The organism is Shewanella sp. ENK2, from assembly GCF_043568515.1.
Lineage (GTDB): Bacteria > Pseudomonadota > Gammaproteobacteria > Enterobacterales > Shewanellaceae > Shewanella > Shewanella japonica.
Window position 1 is genome coordinate 2,422,389 of sequence record NZ_CP171406.1, and the last position, 26,735, is coordinate 2,449,123.

Here is a 26,735-nt window from a genome sequence, read left to right on the forward strand (position 1 = left end):
GTTGAAAATGCTATGTATCAACAACACTTTGGCTTAACTCAGTTACCTTTTACGTTAACACCGAATACGCAATTCTTTTTGGGTTAACGCCGCATGTTGAAGCATTACAAGTGCTGCAAACTGCGATTGAGAATGGTGAAGGCTTTATTAAAGTCACAGGGGAAGTTGGCACGGGTAAAACATTGATTTGCAGAAAGCTGCTCAATGATTTACCGGAACAATACCATTGCGCATATGTGCCAAACCCTTATTTAAGCCCAGAAGAGCTTCGTTGGGCATTAGCGACAGAGTTGGGGCTTTCATTAGATGAGAACTTAAACCAGCAACAGCTAACGAGTTTAATTCAAAGCAGGTTACTTGAGCTTAATCAACAAGGTTTACAGGTCGTTTTAGTATTGGATGAAGCCCAAGCTTTGCCGAATGAAAGTTTGGAAACTTTAAGGCTATTTACCAACCTAGAAACAGAAAGCACCAAGTTAATTCAAGTGGTGTTGTTTGGCCAACCTGAATTAGATGAACGACTTGAAGATAACAAGCTAAGGCAACTAAAACAAAGAATAACCTTTAGTTATAAATTAAGACCACTAGCGTGGGATGAAATCCAAGCCTATATCGACTACAGGTTGTCCGTTGCTGGTTATCAAGGTCATTCATTGTTTAATGACAAAGATGTAAAACTTATTGCCGCTGCAGCACGAGGGGTTCCTCGTTTGGTGAATGTGATTACTAATAAAGCGCTGTTACTTTGTTTCGCAGAGGGTGAAACTCGAGTTCATACAAAGCATTGTAAAGCGGCCATTGTGGATACAGAAGATGCTGAACCCTTGCCGCCTGCTCAGCAACAAGAACGATGGATTTTTTTATTACTACTTTTATGCGCTTCACTGGCGATGCTATATGTCGCTGATGTTGATTGGGTATCGATGTTAAGAGAGTCAATATGAGCGTCATTAATAAAGTATTAAAAGATTTGGATAAGCGTCAGCAACAACATTCTGATGAGAGTCCACAAGGCGCTGAGGCCAACGGATTTCAGCGACCTGAAGTACAGTTTACTAGTCAAGTTAATATGTCAAAAGGGACGACTACTGATAGTGCAAGCTCTTCTAACAAAAGCTTGCTGATGTCTGTACTGATGTTAGTCGCGGTAGCTTTGTTAGGCATAATGCTGTATCGACAGGGAATGCAGCTGCAAAAATTACAGCCATTGACACCTGAACGGGTTAACAACAATGCTTCAGTAGTGGTTAACCCTAATGAGAATTTAGCTGATGATCAGCCTATGGTTACGGCAGTTAAAAGCAGTGATGAATCTATCTCGCTGAGTCAGTCAACGATAGCGGATGCGTCATTTTCATCTAATGAACTTACTGATGACATGAAACAAGATGACGACAAGATTGCCGAAGAGGAAAGTGTCGTCGATAGGGATGTAAAACTAAAAAAGACTGACATCGAGGCGGTGGAAATTGCGAGAAATGAAAGCAAGCAAGATATTGATAGGGCTGTAAAAGTAAATAAGGTTGAGCAAACTCAAACCAATGATTCAGGTTCAGTACAAGTCAGGTTTAGCCAAAACACTCGCAGTTCGGCCATTGTCGCTGATAACCAAAAAGAAACGGCCAATAATGCCGTTACAATCAATGAATCAAAGCCAACGAGTACAACGGCAAGAAATAGCGTTAGCGCGGCAGCGAATAAGGGCAGCATGGCTGTTACTGAGGTTGTGTTATCAAATGCAGAGCTTGCACAAAAGAAATTTGATATTGCAGAGGTTGCAGAGCAGCAGCAAAAAGTAGATAGAGCCATTAAATACTATTACGAAGCATTGATGTTAGAGCCATCAATGCATCAAGCAAGAAAGCAGTTAGCATCTTTGTATTACGCGCTTAATAATTTGGGGCGAGCTGAGCAGATTTTAGCACAAGGCGTGGTTCAATTTCCTGAGGAAGTGGAACTCGCTATTTTAAAAGCCAAAGTTGAGAATGCATCATTTAGTCCTGATAAAGCATTAATCACCTTATCAGGAGTGAGTGATAACAGCGACTGGGCAAGGGATAAATGGATTTTACAAAGTGATATTGCCCAGAAAAATGGCCAATTTGAATTGGCAGAGTCGGCATATCGCTCATTAGTCGGACTGGAGCCTTCACAAGCGCGTTGGTGGATGGGATTAGCATATGCACTCGATTCACAACAAGCATATAAAGAGGCGGCAGAGACTTACCGTAAAGCGTTATCTTATCGAGGCTTATCAACTGGTGCTATGACGTATATAGAACAACGATTAATTCAACTTGAAGGTAGCCAATGAAACCAAAATTAAAAATGCGTTTAGGCGATCTTCTCGTTCAAGAACACATTATTACTGATGACCAATTAACCCAAGCTTTATCTGAGCAACGAAACTCAGGTAAGAAATTGGGACGTACATTAATTGATTTACACTGTATTACAGAAGATCAATTGCTCAAGTTTTTATCTCAGCAATTAAACCTGCCGTATTTAGACATAAGTCGTTTATCGATTCCTTCTGAAGTCGTCAATCTTATTCCTGAAGTGCAGGCTAGACGTTATCGTGCGCTTGTGGTTAAGGCCACTGAAGATACGGTCACATTGGCCATGAGTGATCCTGCAGACTTACAGGCCATCGATAATTTAGAAGTGTTCGTAGCACCAAAGAAAATTACTATTGCGGTGACGCCTGAGCAACAATTACTGGATGCTTTCGATAACTTATATCGTCGAACAGGTGAAATTGCCAAAATTGCAGGTGAGCTTGAAGAAGAATATGCCGCTGATGACATGTTTGATTTGGCGAGCATCACTGACAGCGACAGCGATAACGAAACCACCGTGGTTAAGTTATTGCAGTCAATTTTTGAAGATGCAGTACAAATGCGTGCTTCGGATATTCATATTGAGCCAGGAGAAAAAGTATTACGGATACGTCAACGTATTGATGGCCAGCTGCATGAAAATACATTAGATGAAGTTAATATTGCTTCCGCACTGGTGCTGCGTTTGAAGTTAATGGCTGGTTTAGATATTTCAGAAAAAAGAATGCCACAAGATGGCCGTTTTCATATTGAAATCAAAGGTCATAAGATTGATATTCGTATGTCTACCATGCCAATTTATCATGGTGAATCTGTGGTGATGCGTTTGCTAGATCAATCAGCCGGCCTACTGACGTTAAATGAAACGGGTATGCCTGATCATATTTTGCAACGGATCAGAAAACAGATTAGACGTCCTCACGGCATGCTCTTGGTAACAGGGCCAACAGGTAGCGGTAAAACCACAACCTTATATGGCATTTTAAGTGAGCTAAATACGCCTGATACTAAAATTATTACTGTTGAAGATCCGGTCGAGTATCAGTTACCTCGCATTAACCAAGTACAAGTTAACCATAAAATTGGTTTGAATTTCTCTAACGTATTAAGAACAACGCTGCGTCAAGATCCCGATATCATCATGGTCGGTGAGATGCGTGACCAAGAAACGGTAGAAATTGGGTTAAGGGGAGCATTAACCGGTCACTTTGTATTATCAACCTTGCATACCAATGATGCGATTACCAGTGCATTACGTTTACTGGATATGGGGGCGGCAAGCTATTTGGTTGCGAGTGCATTAAGAGTGATTATTGCCCAGCGACTCGTTAGGCGTGTATGTTCAAATTGTATGACGGATCATCAACCTACAAGCTCAGAATTAGCCTGGATAAACACGATTGCTAAAAAAGATTTTAGTGCTGCGAGTTATAAAATAGGGACAGGTTGTCAAAGCTGTAACGGTTCGGGTTATCGTGGTCGTATTGGTATTTTTGAAATTCTTGAACTTGATGACGATATGGTCGATGCCATGCGTACAGGAAACCCGCAAGACTTTGCTCGTGCTGCGCAAAAAGTCCGACCTTTGTGCCATTAGCTGACTCGGCCTTTGAGTACCTTTATAACGGCATGACAACCATCGAGGAAGTTGCCAAATTGGTAGAAGATGTCAGTGAAATACCAGGCGCAGAAACCATGCCTGCAGATATGGGTATGGGGAGCTAAGTATGCCAACTTACCGGTATCGAGGTCGGAACAATCAAGGCGCAGCCGTAGAAGCCTTTATTGAATCAGCAAATGAAAGTAGTGCTGCTGATGCTTTGATGTCTCGAGGCATCATTCCCCTTGAGCTGCGTGAAGTTAAACAATCTCAGCCATTTAAAATGGGTAGCCTTTTTGCAAGCAAAGTCTCGCTTGAAGAGTTGCAAATTTTTACCAGACAGATGTATTCATTGACTCGATCTGGCATTCCAATTCTGCGGGCGATAGCAGGGTTAGCTGAAACCACGCATTCTCAGCGAATGAAAGATGCTTTAAATGATATCTCAGAGCAATTAACGTCTGGTAGGCCCCTTTCTGCGGCAATGAACCAACACCAAGATGTGTTCGATTCATTGTTTATCTCGATGGTTCATGTTGGTGAAAATACCGGTAAGCTGGAAGATGCATTTATTCAATTATCTAGCTATATAGAACGTGAACAAGAGACTCGACGTCGAATAAAATCGGCAATGCGTTATCCTATTTTTGTATTAATTGCGATTACCATCGCCATGGTGATCCTCAATATCATGGTCATCCCCAAGTTTGCAGATATGTTTTCACGGTTTGGCGCTGACTTACCTTGGGCAACAAAAATTTTAATCACCACTTCAAATGTATTCGTAAATTATTGGCATGTCATGTTAGTTGCTGTGGTTGGTGCAATTATTGGGATTAGATATTGGCATCATACAGAAAAAGGTGAGCGACAATGGGACCAATGGAAACTGCATATCCCAGCTGTAGGCTCAATTATTGAACGTTCAACGCTTTCTCGGTATTGCCGAAGTTTTTCGATGATGTTGGGAGCAGGTGTGCCTATGACTCAAGCGTTAAGCTTGGTCGCCGATGCTGTTGATAATAGCTATATGCACGACCGAATTGTAGCAATGCGTCGAGGTATTGAATCAGGTGAATCAATGCTGCGGGTATCTAATCAAAGTGGACTGTTTACTCCGTTAGTATTGCAAATGGTGGCTGTAGGTGAGGAAACTGGGCAAATCGATCAGCTGTTGAATGACGCCGCAGATTTTTACGAAGGGGAAGTTGATTACGACTTAAAAAACTTAACAGCAAAGTTAGAACCTATTTTAATCGGGTTTGTAGCATGTATCGTATTGATCCTAGCACTAGGTATTTACTTACCTATGTGGGATATGCTGAACGTTGTTAAGGGTTGATTGCAAAATGCAAAAACAACAGAAGTCAGAAAGCGATCTCCTAAGAACCTACGGACGTATTATTACGTTAACCTTAGTCTTGGTTATTATGGCCGTTATCGCCAGTAAGCACTTTTCGAGTGTTGAAAGTATTGGAACAAAGGGGCTGCAGCTTGAGCATAGCCGCCTGTTATATGTGTTGGCTATGGTGAAAAGTCAATGGCTAAGCCAGGGCAGGCCCAGCGCACTTAAACTAAGTTGGGAAGATACAGGTGTTGGTTCAGCAAATCGACAGCCTAATGAGGTTAAGGTTCAGCCTCAAAATAACATTATTCAGATGTCGCCTCAGGGGTGGCCGCTATTAAACTCGAGTGATGAAGCAGGCTGTAGAGCATTATGGCAACAGTTAATGGCAAGTGATTTGCATGACATTAAAGCTGATGTTTTTTTCAAAAAGAGCCAGAAATTTGTCGCTTTACCACAGAGCAAAGTGGCAGCATCAGCTATCAAGCAAGCTCTGGGCGAGTGATTTTTTTAGAAGGCAGTGATTAAAATTTAACTATTACAACTGTTTAAATGTAGAAATGATGCTAAAATTTGTTTACATATAAGCTTTAGCTAGGTAACAATAGTCTTACTGCTGAGATGTTTATTCAATGTTTGTAAGGCGTAAAATAGGTATTTTAGATATGAAATTAAGACAGCAAGGCTTTTCATTAATCGAGCTGGTTATTGTTATTGTTATTCTCGGGTTATTAGCCGCAACAGCAATACCACGTTTTTTAAATGTTACTGAAGATGCGCAAAATGCCAGTATTGATGGTGTTGCTGGTGGACTCGCAACAGCAGTTGGTTTTGTACGTGCTCAGTGGGAAGTTGATGGTCGCCGAAATACGTCCGTTATTTTAGACGGCACAGTGGTGTCATTAGACACGCGATTTGGTTTCCCTACAGGAACAAGTAATACAGATGTCACCGCTATGACAGATGCTACGTGCCAAGAAGTGTTTAATAACGTTTTACAAAGTGCGCCTCGTAACGTGATTTATAATGAAGATGCTCGTGAGCAACGCTACACGGTCAGAGTGCAAAATGGGGTGGGCGGTTCAGCCACGTCTATTGATGGCACAACCGTCACTGGAATTGACCTGTGTGTTTACCACCAAGTAGCGTCTTTAACATTAAATCAAAATTCCGGCGTCCCTTCACCTGCTCCTGACTTGTCTACTGCAGGTGCAAAAGGGGTGACATATAACCCTGGTACTGGGCAAGTGCTTAGTTTCAGCAATGACTAGATTTTATTAATTGTTTGTCAATGAAGGTTTTCAACATTGCCAAACTAAGAGTAACAATTAAAGTCGCAATATAGCGGCTCGAAAAACAACCACAAAATATGGAATGTTGAGTGGGCATTTTACAAATGAACAGATGTACAAAATTCACATATTTGATTTAAATAAAGGGTCTACATTATGCAAAAGCAACAAGGTTTTACATTAATTGAGTTAGTTGTCGTTATCATCATCTTGGGTATTTTAGCGGTAACTGCAGCACCTAAATTTATTAACCTTCAAGGTGATGCTCGTGTATCTGCGTTAGCGGGTATGAAAGCTGCTATTCAAGGAGCCAACACTTTAGTTTACTCAAAAGCAGCTTTAGCTGGTGAAGAGAAAAAGCATACAATGATACTACTCCGCCAGCTGTTGATATCGGAACTGGTACTGATGCTGTGACTCAGTATGGTTACCTACAAAGCTTTTTAGATGAAATTGAAAATGCAACTGATGTGACATTCAATATTGGCACTAGTGCAACAGATCCTACTGTAGTGACTGATAATGGTGGAGATTGGACTATTTTCCCAGGTACTGCTGCTGCGACAGTTACTATTTGGCAAGTTGGTGCTCCAGCAACGTGTACTTTAACGTACACACAAGCAACAAGCACTACAGCTTTACCTTCATTTGTAGCCGTTACAGATCCTGATAACTGTTAATCGCTATCAGAAATTTAAGCCCGCATTATTGCGGGCTTTTTTGTGTCTAAATATCAGGTTTTAAAATACTTTTGTGCTGTCGGTAACACACTATAAATCAACGGAATGATAACATTACCTTGATAAAAGAATATGCTCATGAACATTAATTATAGTGTCAACAAGAGCTGTCGTTGTTCTACTTTTTAGTGAAGGTTTTCAAATGCAAAAGCAACAAGGTTTTACACTTATTGAGTTAGTCGTGGTGATCATTATTTTAGGGATCTTGGCTGTGACCGCGGCACCTAAATTTATCAATTTACAAGGTGATGCTCGAGTTTCCACATTGCAAGGTGCGAAAGCTGCTATTCAAAGTGCTAATAGTTTAGTTTATTCAAAAGCGGCTTTAGCTGGTGAAGAAAAGAAAGATCCTGGCTCTGTTGATATTGGCGCAAGCAGTAATTTGGTGACAGTTTTTGGCTATGCTGAAGGTGATGCCGATGAACTTATTAAAGCGGTTGATATGTCTACTGAGGACTGGGATATTACAGGAACAGGCGGTACGGTGAAAATTCAGCAAAAAGATGCACCAACTAATTGTTATATTGAATATACCGAAGCGCAAACATCAGGAAGTACTCCAACTTTCTCAAGTGGTATTTCTGACGGTAATGGTGGTTTTTTACCTATGCCTACAGCGTCTGACTGCTAACATTCGTTTGTAAATAAAAGGTCTGCATGCAGGCCTTTTTTATTGTCTGAAATATTCTCCTCTATGTCGTGTTGTTACCTTTGAAACATCATTGCTAAAAAGTATTTTTAATAAAGGATATCAAGACGTTTATGTTATATTTTGCCATACTGTGTATATGAAAATGTAATAAAAGGCGTTAACCGTTCGGATGCAGGACAATCAGAGTAAACGATACGCTTCAGGCTTTTCACTTATTGAGCTAGTCACTACGATTTTAATTGTAGGGATTCTTGCTGTGTTCGTCATACCCAAATTGATACCTGAATCGAGCTACAGTGCCTACACTTTGAGAAATGAATTTATAAGTGAACTGAGGCAGGTTCAAATTAAAGCGCTTAATAACAGTGATCAGTGTTATCGCATCACTGTCGATTCGGACGGATATCAATTAACAACCTATAGTCATAACATTAATGCGCCATTTGCGGGGTGTGTCCCAGCCCTGCTGTTACGAACCGATCTAAAGCAAACCTTTAATGGTGGTGCGTATATTGAGCTTGCGAGTAATTCCAGTACCAGCTTTAGCATGGATTTCGATAATTTAGGCCGCTCAACATTGGCTTGTACTGGCAGTTGCTTTGTCGTTGTTGCTGATGAAAGCCTCACTATAGCCATGGAATCCGAGGGATATATTCATGGTTTATAAATGTCGAGACGGAGGGTTTACGTTAATTGAGCTTGTTATTGGCATGTTGGTGCTTAGTATTGCCATCGTGATGTTGACGTCGATGTTATTGCCACAGGCTGATCGGGCTGTTGATACATTATCACGGGTTCGCTCTGCTGAACTTGCTCATTCAGTGATGAATGAAATCTGGGGTAAACGTTTTGATGAAAACACGAACTCTAATGGCGGTATTCCAGCGTGTAATTCCCCTTTAGGTGTCAGTTGCTCTTCTACACTTGGACCTAATGGCGAAAATCGCAATGACTTTAATGATGTCGACGATTATCACGGACTCAACATTAACAGCACCATGCTTGATTCTAGCCAGACCTATGCAGATGTTTATATTGGCTATCAGATGTCAGTCAATGTGGAATACATAAATGGTCAAGCCCAAAAGCTGATTACCATTGATGTCACGACACCTTCAAGCGAAGTTATTACTTACCAAGTGGTAAGGAGTAATTATTAATGAAGCAAAATGGCAAGCGTTATTCGAAGATGAAGCAAGCGGGTTTTACCCTAGTTGAAATGGTCACCGTTATTATCATTTTGGGGATTTTAGTTGTTGGGGTCAGTAGTTTCGTCATATTCGGAACACGTATTTTTGTTGAGTCGAGCTCAATTGACCAAGTCTTGGGGCAAAGCCGATTTGCTATGGAAAGAATGACGAGGGATATACGCAATTCAGTCCCCAACAGTGTCAGAATTAGGACGGCCAACTTAGGTATTTTTCAGTGTATTGAGTTGCTTCCGATTGAGGCAAGCAGTAGCTATTTAGATTTGCCTATTTATCCAGATACATCATCAACGACAGGCACCATTGTTGATAATAATATTAATGTCGCGTCAGGCGTGTTTGCGATTGTTTATCCTCTAGCGAATGAAAGTATTGGCGGCGTTAACGATATCTATCAAGCGAGCCGAAATAAACGTTTTGAAGTGCAATCGAGTAGTTCTGCAGCAGACAAAATCACACTAACGTTTGCAAGTTCGGTTCAATTTGCTGAAGAGTCGCCTATTAAACGAATCTATTTTGCTAATGAGCCTGTGAGCTATTGTTTTGAAAGCGCAATTAACTCTTCGGTTGTCAACCTATATCGTTATGCCAATTATGGTTATTTCATTAGCCAACCAGTGCCATCAAGTATGGGAACTGGGGTATTAATGGCTGAAAATATTACCAATAATTTGTTAGTTGAACCGGCGATTAAAGTCACTGAGCAGAATTTAATGACGAATGCGATAGTCCACCTTGAACCACGCTTTAGTGTGAATGGGGAAACATTTAAATATCAGCATCAAGTGCAGGTGACCAATGTCCCATAACTATCGACTTAATCGAAAACCACAGCAATATGTAAACCTTGGTGCTAGCAAGCAAAAAGGCAGTGCATTAGTTATTGCTGTTTTTGTCATTATTGTGATGTTTTTATTAGCAGGTACCTTGATTCGGATGCTTGAGGATGGAGACGCATCAGTGAACGTTGAAGTCTGGGGGCAAGGGCTTTGTTTAGTGCCAATAGTGCAGCAGATGCAGAGCTAGCAAAGTTATTTCCGCTCTCTGGCGCTGTTGGTGTATGTAGCGCTAATTCAACTTGGACACCGCCTAACTCTGTGGGATTTCATGGTTGCAGTGTCACGGTAACTTGCACACCTATTAGTGTTGATGGAGTAACGCAATATCAAATTATCAGTAATGCAGTATGCGAGACTGGCGATTGCGCTGGTAATGCAGCAACGACAAATTGTTTAAGAGTGAATCGCCAAGTGGAGGTAGAAGCTCGTGGTAATTAATCGATTGAAGTTGTATTCATTTGTAATGCTTGCAGTGCTGTCTTTTCAAGTAAGTGCTTTTGAGGGCATAGATTATGCCCGCTACTTCCCAAATGTCGTTCAAGGACATCATGGTACTGCGGCGAGTTGTGAAAATATCAATCAGCAGTTAGTTATTTACGATGCTCAAATTAATGGAACAAATGGCGTCGCACTCGATTATTGCACAAGTAATTCAAGTAATGAGATTGGAAATCAAACCTGTGATGATGGTGCATCGGGGTATAAAAAGTGCGAAATATCAGGTACTGATATTGATGGTCTTGATTTGAATGCTGCTGGAAATGAGTTTTTGTTTAGCTCAGGTAATACTGGGATCTCATGGGGGCAGTGTTCTAACAATGATCTACTGGGACCTGGAATAACCGAATTTGGGAATGTGATTATTGATAAAAATAATTGCGAATTAACATTCGGTGCTGCGCCAAGTGAACCCTATCGAATCAAGAGCTTAATCTTGGATAAGAAGACCACCATTAACCTTCCAGAAGGTGACTATTGGGTTGAGTCATTTACTATTAATGGTGGCACTCCAGTAATAAATACAACGGGCAATGTCAGATTATTTGTTAATCACAGTACTTCAATTAATGGTGCGTTGACCGTTAATCAAGGTACTGATTCTACATTTACACTGATTGCCTATAACAATATTAATTTTAACAGTTCTGATTCTGAGATTAACGGTTACATATATAGTGACGGTAATATTACCATTAACCGCACCAACACCTTTAATGGCCGTATCACCTCAAGAAAATTAGTGATTAATGATGATACAACCATTAACGACGGATTTCCTGAACCTACTCCTTTCCATATTCAATATGGTAAATCTACCTCTGGTAGCGTGACTTTTGATACGGCTTTTCCTGATGGTGTTACGCCTCTTGTTTTTTTAATGCCGACTATCGAGCAAACGAATACTAATAGTGATGGCCCAGCTTCTGTATTTTTAGATGGCACACCGACGACAACTGGTTTTAGTTGGTCTCAACAGGAATCTCCGTCACCCGCAAGTCGTTATGTTGAATCTGAAGATATGACAGAAATTCACTGGGTTGCGGTGAATGCGGGAACCCATGATTTATCCAATGGTACTCAGCTTATCGCAGGAACAGTAGAGCTTGATACCGCTCTGATTGGCTCCAATAGTCAATACGTTAATGTGGCGTTACCAAGCACACAGAATGTTGTGCTGAATCAATTGCAAACTCAGGTAAATGATTGTTGGTTAACGAGCTTGTCGCAATTTAACAATACAGGGATCCGTTTAGCGATGGATACTTCTGAAGTCAGGAGTAATAACAGTCGGTGCCAGCCAGATAATTTAAATAATAATCAGATTCAGGCTGAAACGGTTGCTTATTTGAGCTTGCAATCAGGCAGTGGCTCAATTGTATTAAACAGTGAAAACCTCAATTATCATTTCGGTCAAGCGCAGACTTTTACCGCAGGTAGTGTTCAAGACCTAAGCTACCAATGCGGCTTTACGACTGCGCTTGAAGGGTTTACTAATCCCCCCATTTTTGTCGCAGGAAAAAATAGCCGCCGTGGTGGTGACGGTGGTTGGTTAAGGCGTTGCCAATTGACAAATTCACTGGTGAGTATGGTGGTTGATGAAGATACCTACCGGGATACTGATCGTCGCCATATATGGGAAAATTATAGTTTTATCGCCTTAGAAAAAGAAGAACAGGTGTTAACGTGTTTTAATGATGACTTTCAGCGCAGTGATGTGGGTGATGATTGGGTCGTTTCTGAAAGTCGCGGTGGGTTTATTCCTACTATTGTGAATAACCGACTTCGGATAACCGAAGCTGCTGGAAATCAGGCTACGTCTTCGACATATCAGCGACTTTTCCCTGCTGCAGGAAACTTAGTGACCATTGAGTTTGATCATTATGCCTATGGTGGCAGTGGTGCTGATGGTATTGCTTTTGTGTTATCTGATGCTTCAATTACTCCTCAGCCTGGTTCATACGGTGGTCCATTAGGCTATGGTGCTCGTTCGAATGTCGACGGTTTTGCGGGCGGTTGGTTAGGTTTTGGTATTGATGAGTATGGTAACTTTTCTACCGAAGGAGGCCCTGGTGGACCTGGTAGAAGACAGCAGTCTGTAGCAGTTCGTGGCTCTGGTTCGGGGACTAGTGGTTACGATTATCTACGTGGTACCTGTAATAATGGGCAAGATAACCCTAGTGGAGGTTGTTTATCGCCTACGGTTGATAATAATGAAAATGCAAATCATCGTTACCGTATAACCGTTGATTCTCAGGTCGCCGGCCAATCAATGGTCAGTGTTGAGCGTGACACTGGCAATGGCTACGAAATGCTCATTTCTCCTTTTGATGCTGCATTAGAACCTAATCAGTCAGCTGTCCCTACTGATTTTTTACTTTCATTAACAGGTTCTACTGGCGGGGCAACTAATAACCATGAAATTGATAATGTTGAAATTTGTGCGCTTGATTCCAACCCAATAGGGGTTGTCATTGACCATTTTGAATTTACTCATACTGGTGCAGCCTTAACCTGTAATGCAGAGCCCATGACATTAAAAGCTTGTGCGAATGCAGACTGTACTCAAACAGTTCCGGATTTTGTTACTGCAACATTGAGTCCTGCAACAATAGCTACTGGTGGCGGTTGGATTGGCGGTAACGTCGTTAGCTTTAGTGGTGGAAGTACCAATTTAGAGTTAAGAAATAATACCGCAGGTTCAGTGACTGTGGATGTAACAGGTTCAACCCCAGGAGCCAAACCATTCAGTACCACTTTATGTAGTATTGCAGGTAATACTCCTACGGCTGCACAATGTACGTTTAATTTTGCAGATAGTGGCTTTATTTTTGATGTGCCGGATAAATTAGCGAATAAACCCACTGGGATGATAAATATCTCCGCAGTAGAGAAAGATAGCGAAACGCTGGAATGTGTTCCTCAATTTGCCGATGTTACCAAGAGCGTGGGATTCTGGAGTGATTATATCGAGCCTAGTACCGTTATCTCAGGCCAAAATGTCTCTGTGACAGGGTCTGGTACTGCAACGAGTATCGGTACAAGTGTTGGCACACGAACGCCAATTAATTTGGATTTTGACAGCAATGGTGTTGCAGAAATTGACGTGAATTACCCTGATGCGGGCGCTATCCAACTTAACGCACAATACGACGGAACAGGTGATGAGGATGGCCTTGTTATGGTCGGGGCTGACACATTTGTCAGCTTCCCTGTCGGATTATGTGTTAGCCCAGTTGATGCTGCTGCGAGTTGTCCTGCTGGAAATCAGACTTGCGCCGTTTATAAAAAAGCGGGCGAAGAGTTTGAATTAACGATTCAAGGTATGGCGTGGGAGTCAGATGGAGATAGCGACTATTGCGATAATCTTGCAACACCAAATTATGCTCATGCAGGAATGACACTCGCAAGTTCCCTTGTGGCACCATCTCCAGGTATCGAAGGTGAAATTGGCTTAAGCAGTTATGATCACCTTGCTGCAGCAAATAACAGCAACACGATTACTCAATCAATCAGTGAAGTGGGTGTATTTGAGTTTACCGTTAAGTCAGATTCAAGTTATTTAGGCTCGAGTTTTTATGATATTCCATTGGCGAGCTCAGGTAATATAGGCCGTTTTATACCCGATAGGTTTGCGATTAGTGGTGTCAGTGTATTACCAGCGTGTACTGTATTTAATTATATGGATCAGCCTTTTTCAATGGCGATGAATATTTCTGCATTTAACATTGGCTCAGATGTCACGGAAAACTATCAAGGCGACTTTGCTTTTGCCACGGCGATATTGGTCGGGGAAAACAGTGATGATGGTGATGATAAGCGAAATCGTTTAAGTGCTTTACCAGTATCTGCTAGTTCATGGAGTGCTGGAGTGGCCACAGTTGATAGTAGTTACATGGCAAGCTTATCCCGATTGGCTGCCCCTAATAAAGATGGGCCATTTGAAGACATGGATATCGGTGTGGTTATGGTCGATAACGATGGCGATAATAGCTTTGTGGCAGATCCTGACATGAATGCGGCTACTGTTGGTAGCTGTGGTAGCAATTGCGATGCTAAGCAAATCACAACCCAACGTTTTCGACATGGTCGAGTGGTGATGGATAATACCTATGGTGCAGAAAATGATACCTTGCAAATGCCCACTCGTGCAGAGTATTGGGACGGCGCTGATTGGAGTGTGAATATTCTGGATAACTGCTCCACGGTGACACCTGCTTTAGCTACACAAGTCGATGATTCAGTATTAGGCTATCAATTCGAGCCTAGTTTAACATCTGGGCAAACCATTGTTAGAACTGGGCAATCTCCGATGTTCGCTGCAGGTGAATTTACCTTACTTTGGAATGCGGTTATTACTGGAACTGCTGCTGACTATCGTGGGCAAGTCACAGCACCACTTATCGTGCCTGAATGGCTACAGTGGTATTGGAACTGGGATAATGCTTCAACGACGACATTATATGATCCAAGAGCCAGTGCTTATTTTGGCCGTTATCGTGGTCACGATAGAATTATCTATTGGCGTGAAAAACGTTAATGGGCAAGTAGAAACCGAGTGGTTATGAGTCAGTATTGAGCGTGAGGTCGTTCACTATGTCAAAAAATGTTGAAAGCGCGTTTTTTTGACACTAGATAACCTTAAACATGCTGCTGTTTTTTTGCTCGAATAGTTGGTGTTTTTCTGCGCTGGTGGATTAATTTAGCATTATTGTAAAAAAACACCTAGATTAGCGATTGTTAACCTGTTCGGTCTTGTGGAAAACCAGTGGCATTGATAAAGTTACCTGATTTTTCTTTTTTCTGATGTTACAGAATACAGGCTAGATACATGTTCAAAAAGCTGCGTGGAGTTTTTTCAAACGACCTATCGATCGATTTAGGTACGGCAAATACATTAATTTACGTTCGTGACGAAGGTATCGTGTTAAACGAACCATCGGTGGTAGCCATCCGTGGCGAACGTGGCAGTAGCGGACAAAAATCAGTAGCTGCTGTGGGAACAGATGCAAAGCAAATGCTAGGTCGTACGCCTGGCAATATTCAAGCTATTCGTCCAATGAAAGACGGTGTTATCGCTGACTTTTATGTGACAGAGAAAATGCTGCAGCATTTCATTAAGCAAGTGCATAACAATAGCTTTTTCCGCCCAAGTCCACGTGTGCTTGTGTGTGTACCGGTAGGTGCAACCCAAGTTGAGCGCCGTGCGATCCGTGAATCAGCCATGGGTGCTGGTGCACGTGAAGTTTACCTAATTGAAGAACCAATGGCTGCGGCGATTGGTGCAGGCTTACCTGTTTCAGAAGCGACTGGTTCAATGGTCGTTGATATCGGTGGTGGTACAACTGAAGTTGCGATTATCTCGCTCAACGGTGTGGTGTATTCATCATCAGTGCGTATTGGTGGTGATAAATTTGATGACGCCATTATCAACTACGTTCGTCGTAATTACGGCAGCTTGATTGGTGAAGCAACCGCAGAGCGTATTAAACATACCATCGGTACTGCTTATCCAGGTGATGAAGTGCTTGAAATTGAAGTTCGTGGTCGTAACCTTGCAGAAGGTGTTCCAAGAAGCTTCACTTTGAACAGCAATGAAATTTTAGAGGCACTGCAAGAGCCTTTATCAGGTATTGTAAGTGCTGTTATGGTTGCATTAGAGCAGTCTCCGCCAGAACTGGCTTCTGATATTTCAGAGCGTGGCATGGTACTGACAGGTGGTGGTGCATTATTACGCGATTTAGATCGTTTATTAATGCAAGAAACTGGCATTCCTGTCATGGTTGCTGATGATCCATTAACGTGTGTTGCTCGAGGTGGCGGTAAAGCCCTTGAGATGATCGACATGCACGGTGGTGACTTATTCTCTGAAGAGAACTAAAGAGCGAAACAACGGCGGTGTTTATTCTGACAAGTATGTTAAGAGTGTCACCGCCTACATATTATGAAACCCATTTTTGTTCGTGGTATATCGCAACAATTTAGATTAACACTGGCAATATTTTTGTCGGTGGTGTTGCTTATCGCCAATGATCGTCTAGATCCCATTCGTCAGTCCATTTCCTCTGTTTTAAGTCCCTTACAATATTTAGCTAATGTCCCCGGTTTATTGCTGGATTGGTCAGCTGACTCCATCGCGACGCGAAATATGTTGGCGATGCAAAATAAAGAATTATTGCGTCAACAACTTATGATGTCTGAGCGATTACAACGCTTTGAACATTTACGTCAAGAAAACGAACGCCTTCGAGCGTTACTCGGCTCTCCAGTGCATATGGATGCTCGAAAAGTGGTTGCAGAAGTCATGGAGGTGGCAAGTGATCCCTTTAGGCATTATGTCGTGTTAAATCACGGTGCACGTACAGGGGTTTTTGTCGGCCAGTCTGTCGTTGATGCCCAAGGGGTTGTTGGACAGGTGATTGAAGTCAGCGAGCTGACGAGTCGGGTGTTATTAGTAACTGATCCTACTCATGGGATCCCTGTTCGAATTACTCGTAATGATGTTCGCGCCGTAGCACAAGGCACTGGGGATATTGACGAAATTGAATTACGGCATGTTGCCAAAAGTACCGATATTGTAGTTGGCGATTTACTGGTTACATCAGGACTTGGGAATCGTTTTCCAGAAGGCTATCCTGTCGCACGAGTGATGACAATTTCACGGGATGCTGGGCAAAGTTATTCGGTTGTTTCGGCTCAGCCATTAGCGGCACTTGATAGGATCCGTTATGTGTTGCTCATATGGCCTGATGATGGCACACAAGAGCAAGTTGATCCAGCTACCATGGTGAACGGGGCTGAACTTGATATTGAATCAGCGGAAGATGAGGTAAGCCAATGAGTGCGCATATCGCCAATGGCCGCTTTGTCGTGCTAGTGACCATATTTATTGGCATGATGTTTCAGATTATGCCGTTACCCAAAATCGTCGAGGCGTGGCGTCCTGATTGGTTATTGATGGTAATGATCTATTGGGCAATGGCATTGCCGCATCGCTATAGTATTTTAACGGCTTGGGTATTAGGAGTATTACTGGATGTGCTATTAGGTGCAACCTTAGGTATTCGTTCACTGGCTTTTTCGATTGTAATTTATGTGATTGTGATGCAATCACAACGATTACGTAATTTTACTCGCTGGCAGCAGTCTATTTTGGTCGCTATTTTTGTTTGCCTGTATCATTTTATTATTTACTGGGTTGAGTTTGTAGTGAACAGCGTGGCATTTGATTGGTCAATGTTTTTACCTGCAGTGTCCAGTATTTTCATGTGGTGGTGGGTATTTTGGGTTTTACGAAATATTCGTCGCCGATATAAGGTCCGTTAATATGGGATGGGTTCTCGCTTCGACTTCGCCAAGACGTAAAGCACTTTTTGCAGAAGCAGCTTTTACAGAGTCAGATTTTACCTTTAGGCAAGTGGCACCAGATATTGATGAGTCGCACCACGATAATGAACCAGCTGCCGAGTTTGTTGTCCGTTTAGCTAAAGAAAAAGCCAGAGTGGGTTTGACCTTATGCATTGATGAGCCAGCTGCGAAAGTGTTGGGTTCAGATACTATTGTCGTTATGGGCGAGGAAATTTTAGGTAAGCCTGAAGACATTAATGATGCAAAGCGCATGTTAACCTTGTTATCGGGTCAAACTCATCAAGTTATGACGGCAGTAGCGGTGACCAACGGTGCAATAACTCTGACTCGTTTATGTCAGACTCAAGTGACATTTTGCGAGATATCATCAGAGGCTATCGATGCGTATATCAACACCGAAGAACCTATGGATAAAGCCGGTGCATATGGCATACAAGGGCTAGGTGGTTGTTTCGTACAATCTATCATGGGGAGTTATTCCGCCGTCGTAGGATTGCCGTTAGTAGAAACGCGCGAACTGCTCCATGAAATGAATCAAATTGAATTAACTTAATCTTTCGTTCGCCAACATGTGAATGTTACCACACCCATTTTTGCTGGTAATACATTATCCTTGAAGCGCGGCGTTAAACAGGTGGCTTATGCACACAAAAGCACAGCGTAAAAAAGGATCTGAATTACTGATTAACGTTACGCCAACAGAAGCCAGAGTTGCACTTGTTGAGCATGGCGTTTTACAAGAAGTTCATATAGAACGCCGAATGAAACGTGGCTTAGTTGGTAATATTTATAAAGGTAAAATCAGCCGAGTATTACCGGGTATGCAGGCCGCATTCGTTGATATCGGACTCGAAAAAGCAGCCTTCTTACACGCATCAGATATTGTGCCGCATACTGAATGTGTTGCCGATGTAGAAAAAGGTAATTTCGTGGTGCGTGATATTGCTGAGCTCGTGCGCCAAGGCCAAGACATTATGGTTCAAGTGGTTAAAGATCCTCTTGGCACCAAAGGTGCTCGTTTAACCACAGATATAACTCTTCCTTCTCGATATCTCGTCTTTATGCCAGGCTCAAGTCATGTCGGCGTGTCTCAACGTATTGAAGAAGAAACAGAACGTGCTCGCCTAAAGAAAATTACCGAACCCTATGTCGATGAAGATGGTGGCTTTATTATCCGCACCGCAGCGGAGGGGGTGGGTGATGATGAGTTAGCCCAAGATGCTGCATTTTTACGTCGTGTTTGGGCGAAAGTGAGCGAACGCCGTAAACGTAAAGGTGCCACTCTCCTGTATCAAGATTTAGCGCTTCAAGTGCGTATTATTCGAGACTTTGTCGGTGAGGAGCTTGATCATATTCAAGTCGACTCAAGACGTACTTTTGCAGAACTTCGAGGGTTTGCTCAAGAGTTCATGCCAGAAATCGCAGACAAAATTGAGCATTACGCTGGCCCTTCTCCTATTTTTGAACTGTACGATGTAGAAAATGAAATTCAGCGTGCATTAGGTCGTAAAGTAGAACTGAAGTCGGGTGGTTATTTGATTATCGATCAAACAGAGGCCATGACAACGGTTGATATTAATACTGGCGCTTTTGTTGGCCATAGAAACCTTGCCGAAACCATTTTTAATACCAATCTAGAAGCAACTCAAGCTATTGCTCGACAATTACGGCTGCGAAATTTAGGTGGCATCATCATTATCGATTTTATCGACATGATGAATGATGATCATAAAAAGCGGGTGTTAGACAGCTTAACAGCAGCGTTAGCAACCGATCGTGTTAAAACGAGTGTAAGTGGTTTTTCAGGCTTAGGCTTAGTTGAAATGACCCGTAAACGTACTCGTGAAAGTTTAGAGCATGTGGTGTGCGGTGAGTGCCCTGCGTGCCAAGGTACAGGCTCAATGAAAACGGTTGAAACGGTTTCATATGAGATATTCAGAGAGATTATTAGATTAAATCGAGCATACGCAGCAGATGAGTTTTTGCTGTACTGTTCACCGGCGGTATTCAAAAGTTTAAGTACTGAAGAAGGCCACTTATTAGCAGAATTAGAAGTGTATATTGGCAAACAGATCCGCCTGCAAAACGAGACTTTATATACTCAAAATAAGTATGACGTGGTGATGGTGTAGTGCCCAAAAGTAAAACCGTAAAAGTGTGTCGTTTTTTGTTCCAATTTGTAGCCGTAGTACTGGTACTATTTGCGCTAGCGGTGAGTCTCATCCGAGGATTAATACCTCAGCTTCCTGAAGCGCGATACGAAGTGGTGAATTACCTCAAAGAGCAATATCAGATTGAAGTTCAAGTGGGTAAACTCAGTGCCGAGTGGCAAGCGTTTGGACCTGCATTAACGGTTAATAATCTCGTTATTCCCCCACAGCCATCGCTACCTGTGACCTTAATCGCCAACAAAGTGCACTTAAAACTCGATTTTTGGCAAACATTACTCTCTCTGTCCCCTAAAATTGAAACCGTAAAATTTGATGGCATCCATGTTGCGTTAAATGTAGATGAGCTTTCTAGTTCGAAAAGCGATGAGGATGCGAGTACCAATTTAGATTGGTTATATGCCTTGTTACTTGAGCAGCTTGAATATTTTTCTATCAGTGACGGTACTTTACAGTTGCTAAGTCATAGCCATGATTTTAGACCAATATTTATCAGTAATTTGATGTGGCATAACCAACCAGGCCTTCACCAAGCGAAAGGCTTTATGCATTTGGATTCAGAAGCGTCAGCAAGTGAATTATTGGCTCTCAGAATTGATGTCACTGGCGATGGCTACAAACCTGATGAATTAGTGGGTCAAATTTATCTCTCTGCTGAATCATTAGATCTAGGTGAGTGGGCTTCACGTCAACATGACCCTTTATTAAAATTAGATAGTATTGAATTTGAAGGTGTTGTAAATCTTAAAGCTTGGCTAGGTATAGAGCATCGAACTATCAATACAGGCTTGTTGATGTTCGAACCAAGCTGGTTGCAGTGGAATACATCTGATCAGCAAAATAATGAACAACTGCAAAAGTTTGCGATTAATGGCGGTGCGTTAAAGTGGCAACCAAATGATAATGGCTGGCAAGTTACAAGCCATGATTTAGACTTTTCGACCAATGGTGTTCCATGGCCTGAGCTTAATTTATTACTGAAAACTAACTACAGTGACTTATCGGTCCGCGTGAATGAAATTGCGCCTGAAGTGCTCACGCCATTGCTCCCTTTATTTCCTAAAATGGGAGAAAAGGGCGTGGCTCAATGGCAAGAGTTGTCACCAAGTGGCGTTATTGGGCCGCTGCAATTACTTAAAGAGTCAGGGAAACCATTCTTACTCAAAACCGAAATTAACCAACTCAAGTGGTCTGCTACAGAGGGAATACCCGGTAGTGCCCCAATTGATTTACGCTTTTCTTGGGCCAATGGTTTAGTCAATGCTGAGTTCCCAGCACAAGATTATCAACTTGATTTTCAAGATGGGTTTGAAGCACCGCTTGCGCTTAAAGGTGATGCATTTCAAGTTCAATATAACGTCGATAAGTCGCGCCTGATATTACCTCATGCTCACTTTAGCAATGCCGATATCGATCTCGCAGCATCAATGCAACTGGATTTATTAGAGCAAGCACACCTTGCCTTAAATGCTAACTTAGCCATCAATAATGTTGAACATGCGGGTCGTTATTTTCCGTTAGATGCGATGAGCGATAACTTGGTAGATTATCTAAATGGTTCGCTTAAAAAAGGCCAAATTCCTGACGCTGAAATTGTCTGGCACGGTCAACTTAATCAGTTTCCATATCAAGATCATTCTGGCATCTTTCAAGCAGGTTTTAATTTAAATGATGGTGCATTTTTGTTTCAACCCGATTGGCCAGCAGTTGAAGCGTTAAGCCTTTATGCATTATTTGAAAATGCGGCAATGGATATTGTTGTTAACAAAGGGAAATTATTGGATGTGGATGCCGACGGTGCACACGTTTATATTCCTTATATGGGTAAAGAAACGACCTTAAGAATTGAAGCTGAGGTTGGCGCTGATGCTGATGCTGCAAAAGCCGTTATTGATAATTCACCGCTTAAAACCTCAGTGGGCTCAACACTCAATGTTGTGCAAATCTCTGGTGACATTGTGAGTGATTTAGATTTAACCATTCCGCTTTATGATGGTGCGAAAGCGAACAATAAAGGCGTGATAACCTTCGATAATAATGCCGTATATATCACCTCTCCCGGGCTGCATTTAAACAGTGTGAGCGGCGCTGTCGAATTTATTAATGCTGAAGTGAGTGGTCAAGAAATCGCGGCAGATTTATTTGAGCAACCATTGCAGTTTAGCTTTGCAACAGAGCAAACGAATAGCGGTGATCTTGCTTTAAGCGTCGATTTGAACGGCCAGTGGGATTTAGATAATTTACCGAATTACATTGATAATCCATTATCTGATTATTATTCAGGAAGCCTAGATTGGGATGGTGGGTTAACGATGATTTTTGATCCGCTTGGTTATCGTTTACAAGTACAATTAAATTCAGATCTCACAGGCACAACATTGTCCTTACCAGCTCCTTTTACTAAAGCAGCCGACGAACATAGAATGCTGCGAGCTGAATTAATTGGTGATAACAAGCAGTCTTCCTTAGGGATCAAGTTAGGCAAAGAAGCTGAGTTTTGGGGCGGGTTTAATGAGCAAAGTGGCGACTACCTCGCACATTATGATCTGTTACTCGGGCGCCATTTTAAACTGGGTGATAAGCTCGTTAAAAACCAAGGTCACATTCAAATTGACTTACCAGAAGCTGAGTTGACCACATGGCTACCTCTTATCAGTAAATTTACTGATAAAGTGACATCCAGTATCGATGTTATCGCAGATAAAGAGTCAATAGTCGTCAGTGATGAAACAGCGCAAACTGCCCCTGATAATACTGCTGAAACGACAAACATTGAGCCAGTTGCTGAACTGGCTAATCAATCTTCTTCAGTAAACGTTGAATCAGAGCCAGTAGTTAACCTTACTGACCTTGATGACAAGGTGAGCTTTTTCCCGCCGTTAACCTTAATCGACGCCCGAATCGGTTCATTGAATATTTTAAGTCAAAACTTTGAGCAATTATCGTTTACAGCCAAGCCGCTTCAGCATGTATGGCGTTTCGATATTGAATCAGAGCAGATGGTGGGTAATATTGATTTTTATCCAAGTTGGCGCGAGCAAGGCCTTAAAATTGTTGCCAGTAAATTGCATTTAGCACCTAATGTGAAAGCGCCAGAAGATGCCGAATTTACCCCAAGCAATTTACTCGATAATTTACCACCACTTGCAGTTGATGTAGATGATTTTGGTTTATATAAAACGCGTTTAGGCCACCTTGTGCTACAAGGAATACCGTATGAGAATGGCTACCGCTTCCAAACGTTGACCTTAACAAGGCCAATAGTCAGCCTGCAAGCCTCTGGAGATTGGACGTTCGCCGCAGGAAAAAGCATGACCACGTTTGATGTCAATGTAAAAGCCAGCAAGTTTGATGCGTTATCTGAAGCGTTAGGCATCAGTCCTGGTCTTAAAGATGCGCCTGTGGACATGGTGGGAGAGTTTTCATGGCAAGGTGCACCGTATGAATTCTCATTAGAAACCTTAAACGGCAAATTACGCTTTGATTTGGGTAAAGGGTATTTATCTGAAGTGAGCGATAAAGGCGCTCGTATTTTCTCCTTGTTTAGTTTGGACTCGTTAGTGAGAAAACTCTCGTTAGACTTCTCTGATGTGTTTGGCAAGGGGTTATATTTCGACTCTTTTGGTGGCTCATTGGATATTGATAATGGCGTCGTAAAAACCACAGATACAGAAATGGATGCGATAGCAGGCAACATGAAAGTACGAGGCTATACTGACTTAACCACTCAAAGTTTGAATTACGATATTCGCTTTATTCCGCAATTAGCCTCGAGCGTCCCAACTGTAGTGCTATTAAGTACCAGCGCTTGGACATTAGGCTTAGGGGCCTTTGCACTCACAAAAGTATTGGAGCCAGTCATTGAAGTTATTTCTGAAATTCGTTTCAGATTAGGCGGTACAATGAATGATCCTTTGCTAGAAGAGTTAGAGCGTAAGAGTAAAGAAATCGAAATCCCTGAATCAATTTTACCTCGCGAAAAAGTGGAAACTGAGCCGCAAAGTAATCTGCAAGGTGCTCAACAAGACCAATTGCAACAGGTGAGCGAGCGATTAGATGTCAATGATTCTGGCAGTCAAACTGTGACAGAGATGACTGTACAAGACAGTTCCAATGTATCTGCAATCAGTATCGAGGCGGATAGCAGCAAAAACAGCGATAACATCATTATTAACAGCAATACTCAAACCGACACTGATCCCGATAACGCTCCTAAAGGGGAGGGTAGTAGTCCGATATCATTTGTTGATTACCAGCAACGTCAGAGCCAAGGAGGCGCTAATGCAAGTCAACTTACTGCAATGTCAGAGCAGCAGGGATGTTCAAGCCAACTTAGCTTTTATCGACGAGCAGCTTAGTCAACTTCCAAGGCAAGAAAACCAGCTTCAGCTCGTTGTATTACCTGAGTGTAGTTTGTTATTTGGTGGTCATGAACAGCAACAGTTATCAGTCGCTGGAGATGATAAAACCAGTGAGCTGAAACAGGCTTTAGCTGTATTGGCTAAACGTCATCGAGTGTATATGGTGGCTGGAACCATTCCTATTTTAGCGAATGATGGACGGGTATATAGCCGAAGTTATTTATTTGATGATACAGGTGATACCTTAGGCAGTTATGATAAGTTACACTTATTTGATGTCGAAGTTGCCGACAGTACACGCTCATATCGTGAAAGTGATACTTTTTGTCCTGGCGATCGTATTAGTGTTATCGATACCCCGTTTGGTAAAGTGGGCTTAGCCATTTGTTATGACGTAAGATTTGCCGATTTATTCCGTGCTTTACGAGCTGCAGGTGCTGATATTATTGCTCTGCCATCAGCGTTTACTAAAGTGACAGGCGAAGCTCATTGGCAAGTGTTAGTGCAAGCTAGAGCGATTGAAAGTCAATGTTATATTCTAGCAGCTGATCAATGGGGCAAACATAATCAAGGTAGCCGAGAAACTTGGGGGCAGAGTATGATTGTTGATCCTTGGGGTCACATTGTCGCCGAACGAAAAACGGGAACAGGTTGGGTGCAAGGTCAGATAGACCGACAACAACTCAACGATATTAGACAGCAAATTCCAGTCGTGGAGCACAACCGTTTTAATTTACCCGTGCTAACGACAGCACTTTAATCAAAGTATTAAAGTCAGAAAGATAAATGAGACATCGCTGTTGCGATTGATGAATTACATTTTTACAAGCCATAGGCTTAAAGAGAGAATTAATGCCATTTCTAGCTCAAGTTGAACAAAGTTTATTACATGATGGGTTAACCCTTGATGGGCTACAGGATTACCTCAATATTATTCACCAACATAATATTGATTTTTCAGATTTATATTTTCAAGGTAGCCGCCATGAAACTTGGGCGTTAGAAGATGGCATCATTAAAGAAGGCAGTTTTCATATTGAACGTGGCGTAGGGGTTCGAGCCATAACAGGTGAAAAGACAGGCTTTGCTTATGCTGATGAAATTACTCCAGCAGCACTGCAATCAGCAGCTGAAGCTGCACGAGGTATCGCAACCGCTGGTCAGCAACATCAGGTGCATGCCTTTAAGCGTCACAATACTCACGCACTATACAAAAGTGACGATCCCATTGCTGCAATGGAAGAAGCGCCAAAAATCAACCTGCTTAAACAAACCGATGCATACATTCGCAGTCTAGATACACGTATTATTCAAGTCGTGGTTAGTTTATCAGGGGTGCATGAAGAAATTTTAGTTGCAGCCAGTGACGGTACGCTTGCTGCTGATATTAGACCTTTAGTTCGTTTCAACTGTAGCGTCATTCTTGAAGATAATGGTAAACGTGAGCGTGGCAGTGCTGGTGGTGGCGGTCGTCATGATTACAGTGTGTTTTTAGCGACAGATGATGCTGGTTTACCTGTTTGTTTTGAGTTTGCTCGAGAAGCTGTACGTCAAGCGCAGGTTAATGTGAAAGCCATTGATGCTCCAGCAGGTGAGATGCCCGTTGTCCTCGGTAATGGCTGGCCTGGTGTATTGTTACATGAAGCGGTAGGGCATGGCTTAGAAGGTGACTTTAACCGTAAAGGCAGTAGTGCATTTAGTGGCAAAGTGGGTCAGCAAGTGGCATCAGAGTTAGTGACGGTGGTGGATGACGGTACAATTGAAAATCGTCGTGGTTCATTGAGCATCGACGATGAAGGCGTGCCAACGCAAAAAACGACTTTGATTGAAAACGGTATCTTAAAAGGCTACATGCAAGATAAGTTAAACGCGCGCTTAATGGGGCAAGCTACGACGGGTAACGGTCGCCGTGAGTCTTATGCACATTTACCTATGCCACGTATGACAAACACCTATATGGAAGCGGGTACTTCGACGCCAGAAGAGATGATAAAGTCGGTTAAAAAAGGCATTTACGCTCCTAACTTTGGTGGCGGCCAAGTGGATATTACCTCGGGTAAATTTGTATTCTCAGCCTCTGAAGCGTATTTGATTGAAAATGGTGAAGTGACCGAAGCAATCAAAGGCGCCACATTAATTGGTAATGGACCGGAAGCCATGAGCCAAATCTCGATGGTCGGTAATGATCTTTCGTTAGATAAAGGTGTGGGTGTTTGCGGTAAGGATGGGCAAAGTGTGCCTGTTGGTGTGGGTCAGCCTACATTGAAATTAGATAGCTTAACCGTTGGCGGAACGGCATAAACGGAAAAATAAAGGTGCTGTAAT

The 26,735-nt window shown here is 42.3% G+C and carries 19 protein-coding genes and 3 pseudogenes; all 22 read left to right on the top strand.

The features are described from left to right. The first annotated feature begins 12 nt into the window (after window positions 1-12). The 22 genes and pseudogenes from ACGEDC_RS10790 to tldD all read left to right on the top strand — a co-directional run bounded on the left by ACGEDC_RS10790 (window position 13) and on the right by tldD (window position 26,711). A pseudogene (locus tag ACGEDC_RS10790) lies at window positions 13-944 on the top strand (ExeA family protein). Next, the gene (locus ACGEDC_RS10795; protein WP_394498163.1) at window positions 941-2,314 is read left to right on the top strand and encodes a tetratricopeptide repeat protein; all 1,374 of its coding nucleotides are present in this window, start codon (window positions 941-943) and stop codon (window positions 2,312-2,314) included. The pseudogene ACGEDC_RS10790 and the gene ACGEDC_RS10795 overlap by 4 nt, the downstream one beginning before the upstream one ends. Further along, window positions 2,311-4,064 (top strand): annotated as a pseudogene (locus ACGEDC_RS10800) (GspE/PulE family protein). The gene ACGEDC_RS10795 and the pseudogene ACGEDC_RS10800 overlap by 4 nt, the downstream one beginning before the upstream one ends. A gap of 2 nt (window positions 4,065-4,066) precedes the next feature. Beyond that, a complete protein-coding gene (locus ACGEDC_RS10805; protein ID WP_394498165.1) occupies window positions 4,067-5,281 on the top strand; it encodes a type II secretion system F family protein in 1,215 nt (404 codons plus the stop codon). A gap of 7 nt (window positions 5,282-5,288) precedes the next feature. After that, a complete protein-coding gene (locus ACGEDC_RS10810) occupies window positions 5,289-5,789 on the top strand; it encodes an MSHA biogenesis protein MshF (RefSeq protein WP_394498167.1) in 501 nt (166 codons plus the stop codon). 160 nt (window positions 5,790-5,949) lie between these two features. Then, window positions 5,950-6,555 carry a prepilin-type N-terminal cleavage/methylation domain-containing protein gene (locus ACGEDC_RS10815; protein ID WP_055022915.1) on the top strand — a complete coding sequence of 202 codons (606 nt, stop codon included), beginning with the start codon at window positions 5,950-5,952 and terminating at the stop codon, window positions 6,553-6,555. A gap of 177 nt (window positions 6,556-6,732) precedes the next feature. Then, complete coding sequence (locus ACGEDC_RS10820) at window positions 6,733-6,993, top strand: type II secretion system protein (RefSeq protein WP_394498170.1); 261 nt, start codon at window positions 6,733-6,735, stop codon at window positions 6,991-6,993. Beyond that, the gene (locus ACGEDC_RS10825) at window positions 6,990-7,256 is read left to right on the top strand and encodes a hypothetical protein (protein WP_394498172.1); all 267 of its coding nucleotides are present in this window, start codon (window positions 6,990-6,992) and stop codon (window positions 7,254-7,256) included. The genes ACGEDC_RS10820 and ACGEDC_RS10825 overlap by 4 nt, the downstream gene beginning before the upstream one ends. Before the next feature lie 202 nt (window positions 7,257-7,458). After that, window positions 7,459-7,947 (top strand): type II secretion system protein, encoded by a 489-nt coding sequence (locus ACGEDC_RS10830; RefSeq protein WP_394498174.1) that lies wholly within the window; start codon window positions 7,459-7,461, stop codon window positions 7,945-7,947. Window positions 7,948-8,137: 190 nt separating this feature from the next. Next, entirely contained in the window at window positions 8,138-8,635 is a 498-nt protein-coding gene (locus ACGEDC_RS10835) for a type II secretion system protein (protein WP_394498176.1), read from the top strand. Further along, entirely contained in the window at window positions 8,625-9,128 is a 504-nt protein-coding gene (locus tag ACGEDC_RS10840; RefSeq protein ID WP_394498178.1) for a type IV pilus modification PilV family protein, read from the top strand. Before ACGEDC_RS10835 ends, ACGEDC_RS10840 begins: the two co-directional genes overlap by 11 nt. After that, window positions 9,128-9,985 carry a PilW family protein gene (locus ACGEDC_RS10845; RefSeq protein WP_065109634.1) on the top strand — a complete coding sequence of 286 codons (858 nt, stop codon included), beginning with the start codon at window positions 9,128-9,130 and terminating at the stop codon, window positions 9,983-9,985. Before ACGEDC_RS10840 ends, ACGEDC_RS10845 begins: the two co-directional genes overlap by 1 nt. Further along, a pseudogene (locus ACGEDC_RS10850) lies at window positions 9,975-10,453 on the top strand (MSHA biogenesis protein MshP). Before ACGEDC_RS10845 ends, ACGEDC_RS10850 begins: the two are co-directional and overlap by 11 nt. A 25-nt stretch (window positions 10,454-10,478) precedes the next feature. Next, window positions 10,479-15,053: a DUF6701 domain-containing protein gene (locus ACGEDC_RS10855; protein ID WP_394498311.1), complete on the top strand. Its 4,575-nt coding sequence runs from the start codon at window positions 10,479-10,481 to the stop codon at window positions 15,051-15,053. Window positions 15,054-15,344: 291 nt separating this feature from the next. After that, on the top strand, window positions 15,345-16,394 hold the full coding sequence (locus ACGEDC_RS10860; RefSeq protein WP_055022908.1) for a rod shape-determining protein: 1,050 nt from the start codon (window positions 15,345-15,347) through the stop codon (window positions 16,392-16,394). A 63-nt stretch (window positions 16,395-16,457) separates the two neighbouring features. Next, entirely contained in the window at window positions 16,458-17,354 is an 897-nt protein-coding gene (mreC, locus tag ACGEDC_RS10865; protein WP_394493164.1) for a rod shape-determining protein MreC, read from the top strand. After that, on the top strand, window positions 17,351-17,839 hold the full coding sequence (gene mreD / locus ACGEDC_RS10870; protein WP_394493166.1) for a rod shape-determining protein MreD: 489 nt from the start codon (window positions 17,351-17,353) through the stop codon (window positions 17,837-17,839). The genes mreC and mreD overlap by 4 nt, the downstream gene beginning before the upstream one ends. A 1-nt stretch (window position 17,840) precedes the next feature. Further along, window positions 17,841-18,434, top strand: coding sequence for a Maf family protein (locus ACGEDC_RS10875; RefSeq protein WP_394493168.1), 594 nt, complete (start codon window positions 17,841-17,843; stop codon window positions 18,432-18,434). An 88-nt stretch (window positions 18,435-18,522) separates the two neighbouring features. After that, window positions 18,523-20,013 (top strand): ribonuclease G, encoded by a 1,491-nt coding sequence (rng, locus tag ACGEDC_RS10880; RefSeq protein ID WP_394493170.1) that lies wholly within the window; start codon window positions 18,523-18,525, stop codon window positions 20,011-20,013. Continuing rightward, window positions 20,013-24,407, top strand: a complete 4,395-nt coding sequence (locus ACGEDC_RS10885; RefSeq protein WP_394493172.1) for a YhdP family protein — start codon at window positions 20,013-20,015, stop codon at window positions 24,405-24,407. Before rng ends, ACGEDC_RS10885 begins: the two co-directional genes overlap by 1 nt. Further along, window positions 24,331-25,170 (top strand): carbon-nitrogen hydrolase family protein, encoded by an 840-nt coding sequence (locus tag ACGEDC_RS10890; RefSeq protein WP_394493174.1) that lies wholly within the window; start codon window positions 24,331-24,333, stop codon window positions 25,168-25,170. Before ACGEDC_RS10885 ends, ACGEDC_RS10890 begins: the two co-directional genes overlap by 77 nt. A 92-nt stretch (window positions 25,171-25,262) precedes the next feature. Further along, window positions 25,263-26,711: a metalloprotease TldD gene (gene tldD / locus ACGEDC_RS10895; RefSeq protein WP_394493176.1), complete on the top strand. Its 1,449-nt coding sequence runs from the start codon at window positions 25,263-25,265 to the stop codon at window positions 26,709-26,711. Window positions 26,712-26,735 lie beyond the last annotated feature (24 nt).

Excerpts from the sequence above, each read along its gene's own strand:
- rng (WP_394493170.1), top strand. The coding sequence starts at position 18,523 with ATGCACACAAAAGCACAGCGTAAAAAAGGATCTGAATTACTGATTAAC.
- ACGEDC_RS10875 (WP_394493168.1), top strand. The coding sequence starts at position 17,841 with ATGGGATGGGTTCTCGCTTCGACTTCGCCAAGACGTAAAGCACTTTTT.
- mreC (WP_394493164.1), top strand. The coding sequence starts at position 16,458 with ATGAAACCCATTTTTGTTCGTGGTATATCGCAACAATTTAGATTAACA.
- tldD (WP_394493176.1), top strand. The coding sequence starts at position 25,263 with ATGCCATTTCTAGCTCAAGTTGAACAAAGTTTATTACATGATGGGTTA.
- ACGEDC_RS10810 (WP_394498167.1), top strand. The coding sequence starts at position 5,289 with ATGCAAAAACAACAGAAGTCAGAAAGCGATCTCCTAAGAACCTACGGA.
- ACGEDC_RS10845 (WP_065109634.1), top strand. The coding sequence starts at position 9,128 with ATGAAGCAAAATGGCAAGCGTTATTCGAAGATGAAGCAAGCGGGTTTT.
- ACGEDC_RS10815 (WP_055022915.1), top strand. The coding sequence starts at position 5,950 with ATGAAATTAAGACAGCAAGGCTTTTCATTAATCGAGCTGGTTATTGTT.
- ACGEDC_RS10860 (WP_055022908.1), top strand. The coding sequence starts at position 15,345 with ATGTTCAAAAAGCTGCGTGGAGTTTTTTCAAACGACCTATCGATCGAT.
- ACGEDC_RS10830 (WP_394498174.1), top strand. The coding sequence starts at position 7,459 with ATGCAAAAGCAACAAGGTTTTACACTTATTGAGTTAGTCGTGGTGATC.
- ACGEDC_RS10835 (WP_394498176.1), top strand. The coding sequence starts at position 8,138 with ATGCAGGACAATCAGAGTAAACGATACGCTTCAGGCTTTTCACTTATT.
- ACGEDC_RS10805 (WP_394498165.1), top strand. The coding sequence starts at position 4,067 with ATGCCAACTTACCGGTATCGAGGTCGGAACAATCAAGGCGCAGCCGTA.
- ACGEDC_RS10820 (WP_394498170.1), top strand. The coding sequence starts at position 6,733 with ATGCAAAAGCAACAAGGTTTTACATTAATTGAGTTAGTTGTCGTTATC.
- ACGEDC_RS10890 (WP_394493174.1), top strand. The coding sequence starts at position 24,331 with ATGCAAGTCAACTTACTGCAATGTCAGAGCAGCAGGGATGTTCAAGCC.
- mreD (WP_394493166.1), top strand. The coding sequence starts at position 17,351 with ATGAGTGCGCATATCGCCAATGGCCGCTTTGTCGTGCTAGTGACCATA.
- ACGEDC_RS10795 (WP_394498163.1), top strand. The coding sequence starts at position 941 with ATGAGCGTCATTAATAAAGTATTAAAAGATTTGGATAAGCGTCAGCAA.
- ACGEDC_RS10840 (WP_394498178.1), top strand. The coding sequence starts at position 8,625 with ATGGTTTATAAATGTCGAGACGGAGGGTTTACGTTAATTGAGCTTGTT.
- ACGEDC_RS10855 (WP_394498311.1), top strand. The coding sequence starts at position 10,479 with ATGCTTGCAGTGCTGTCTTTTCAAGTAAGTGCTTTTGAGGGCATAGAT.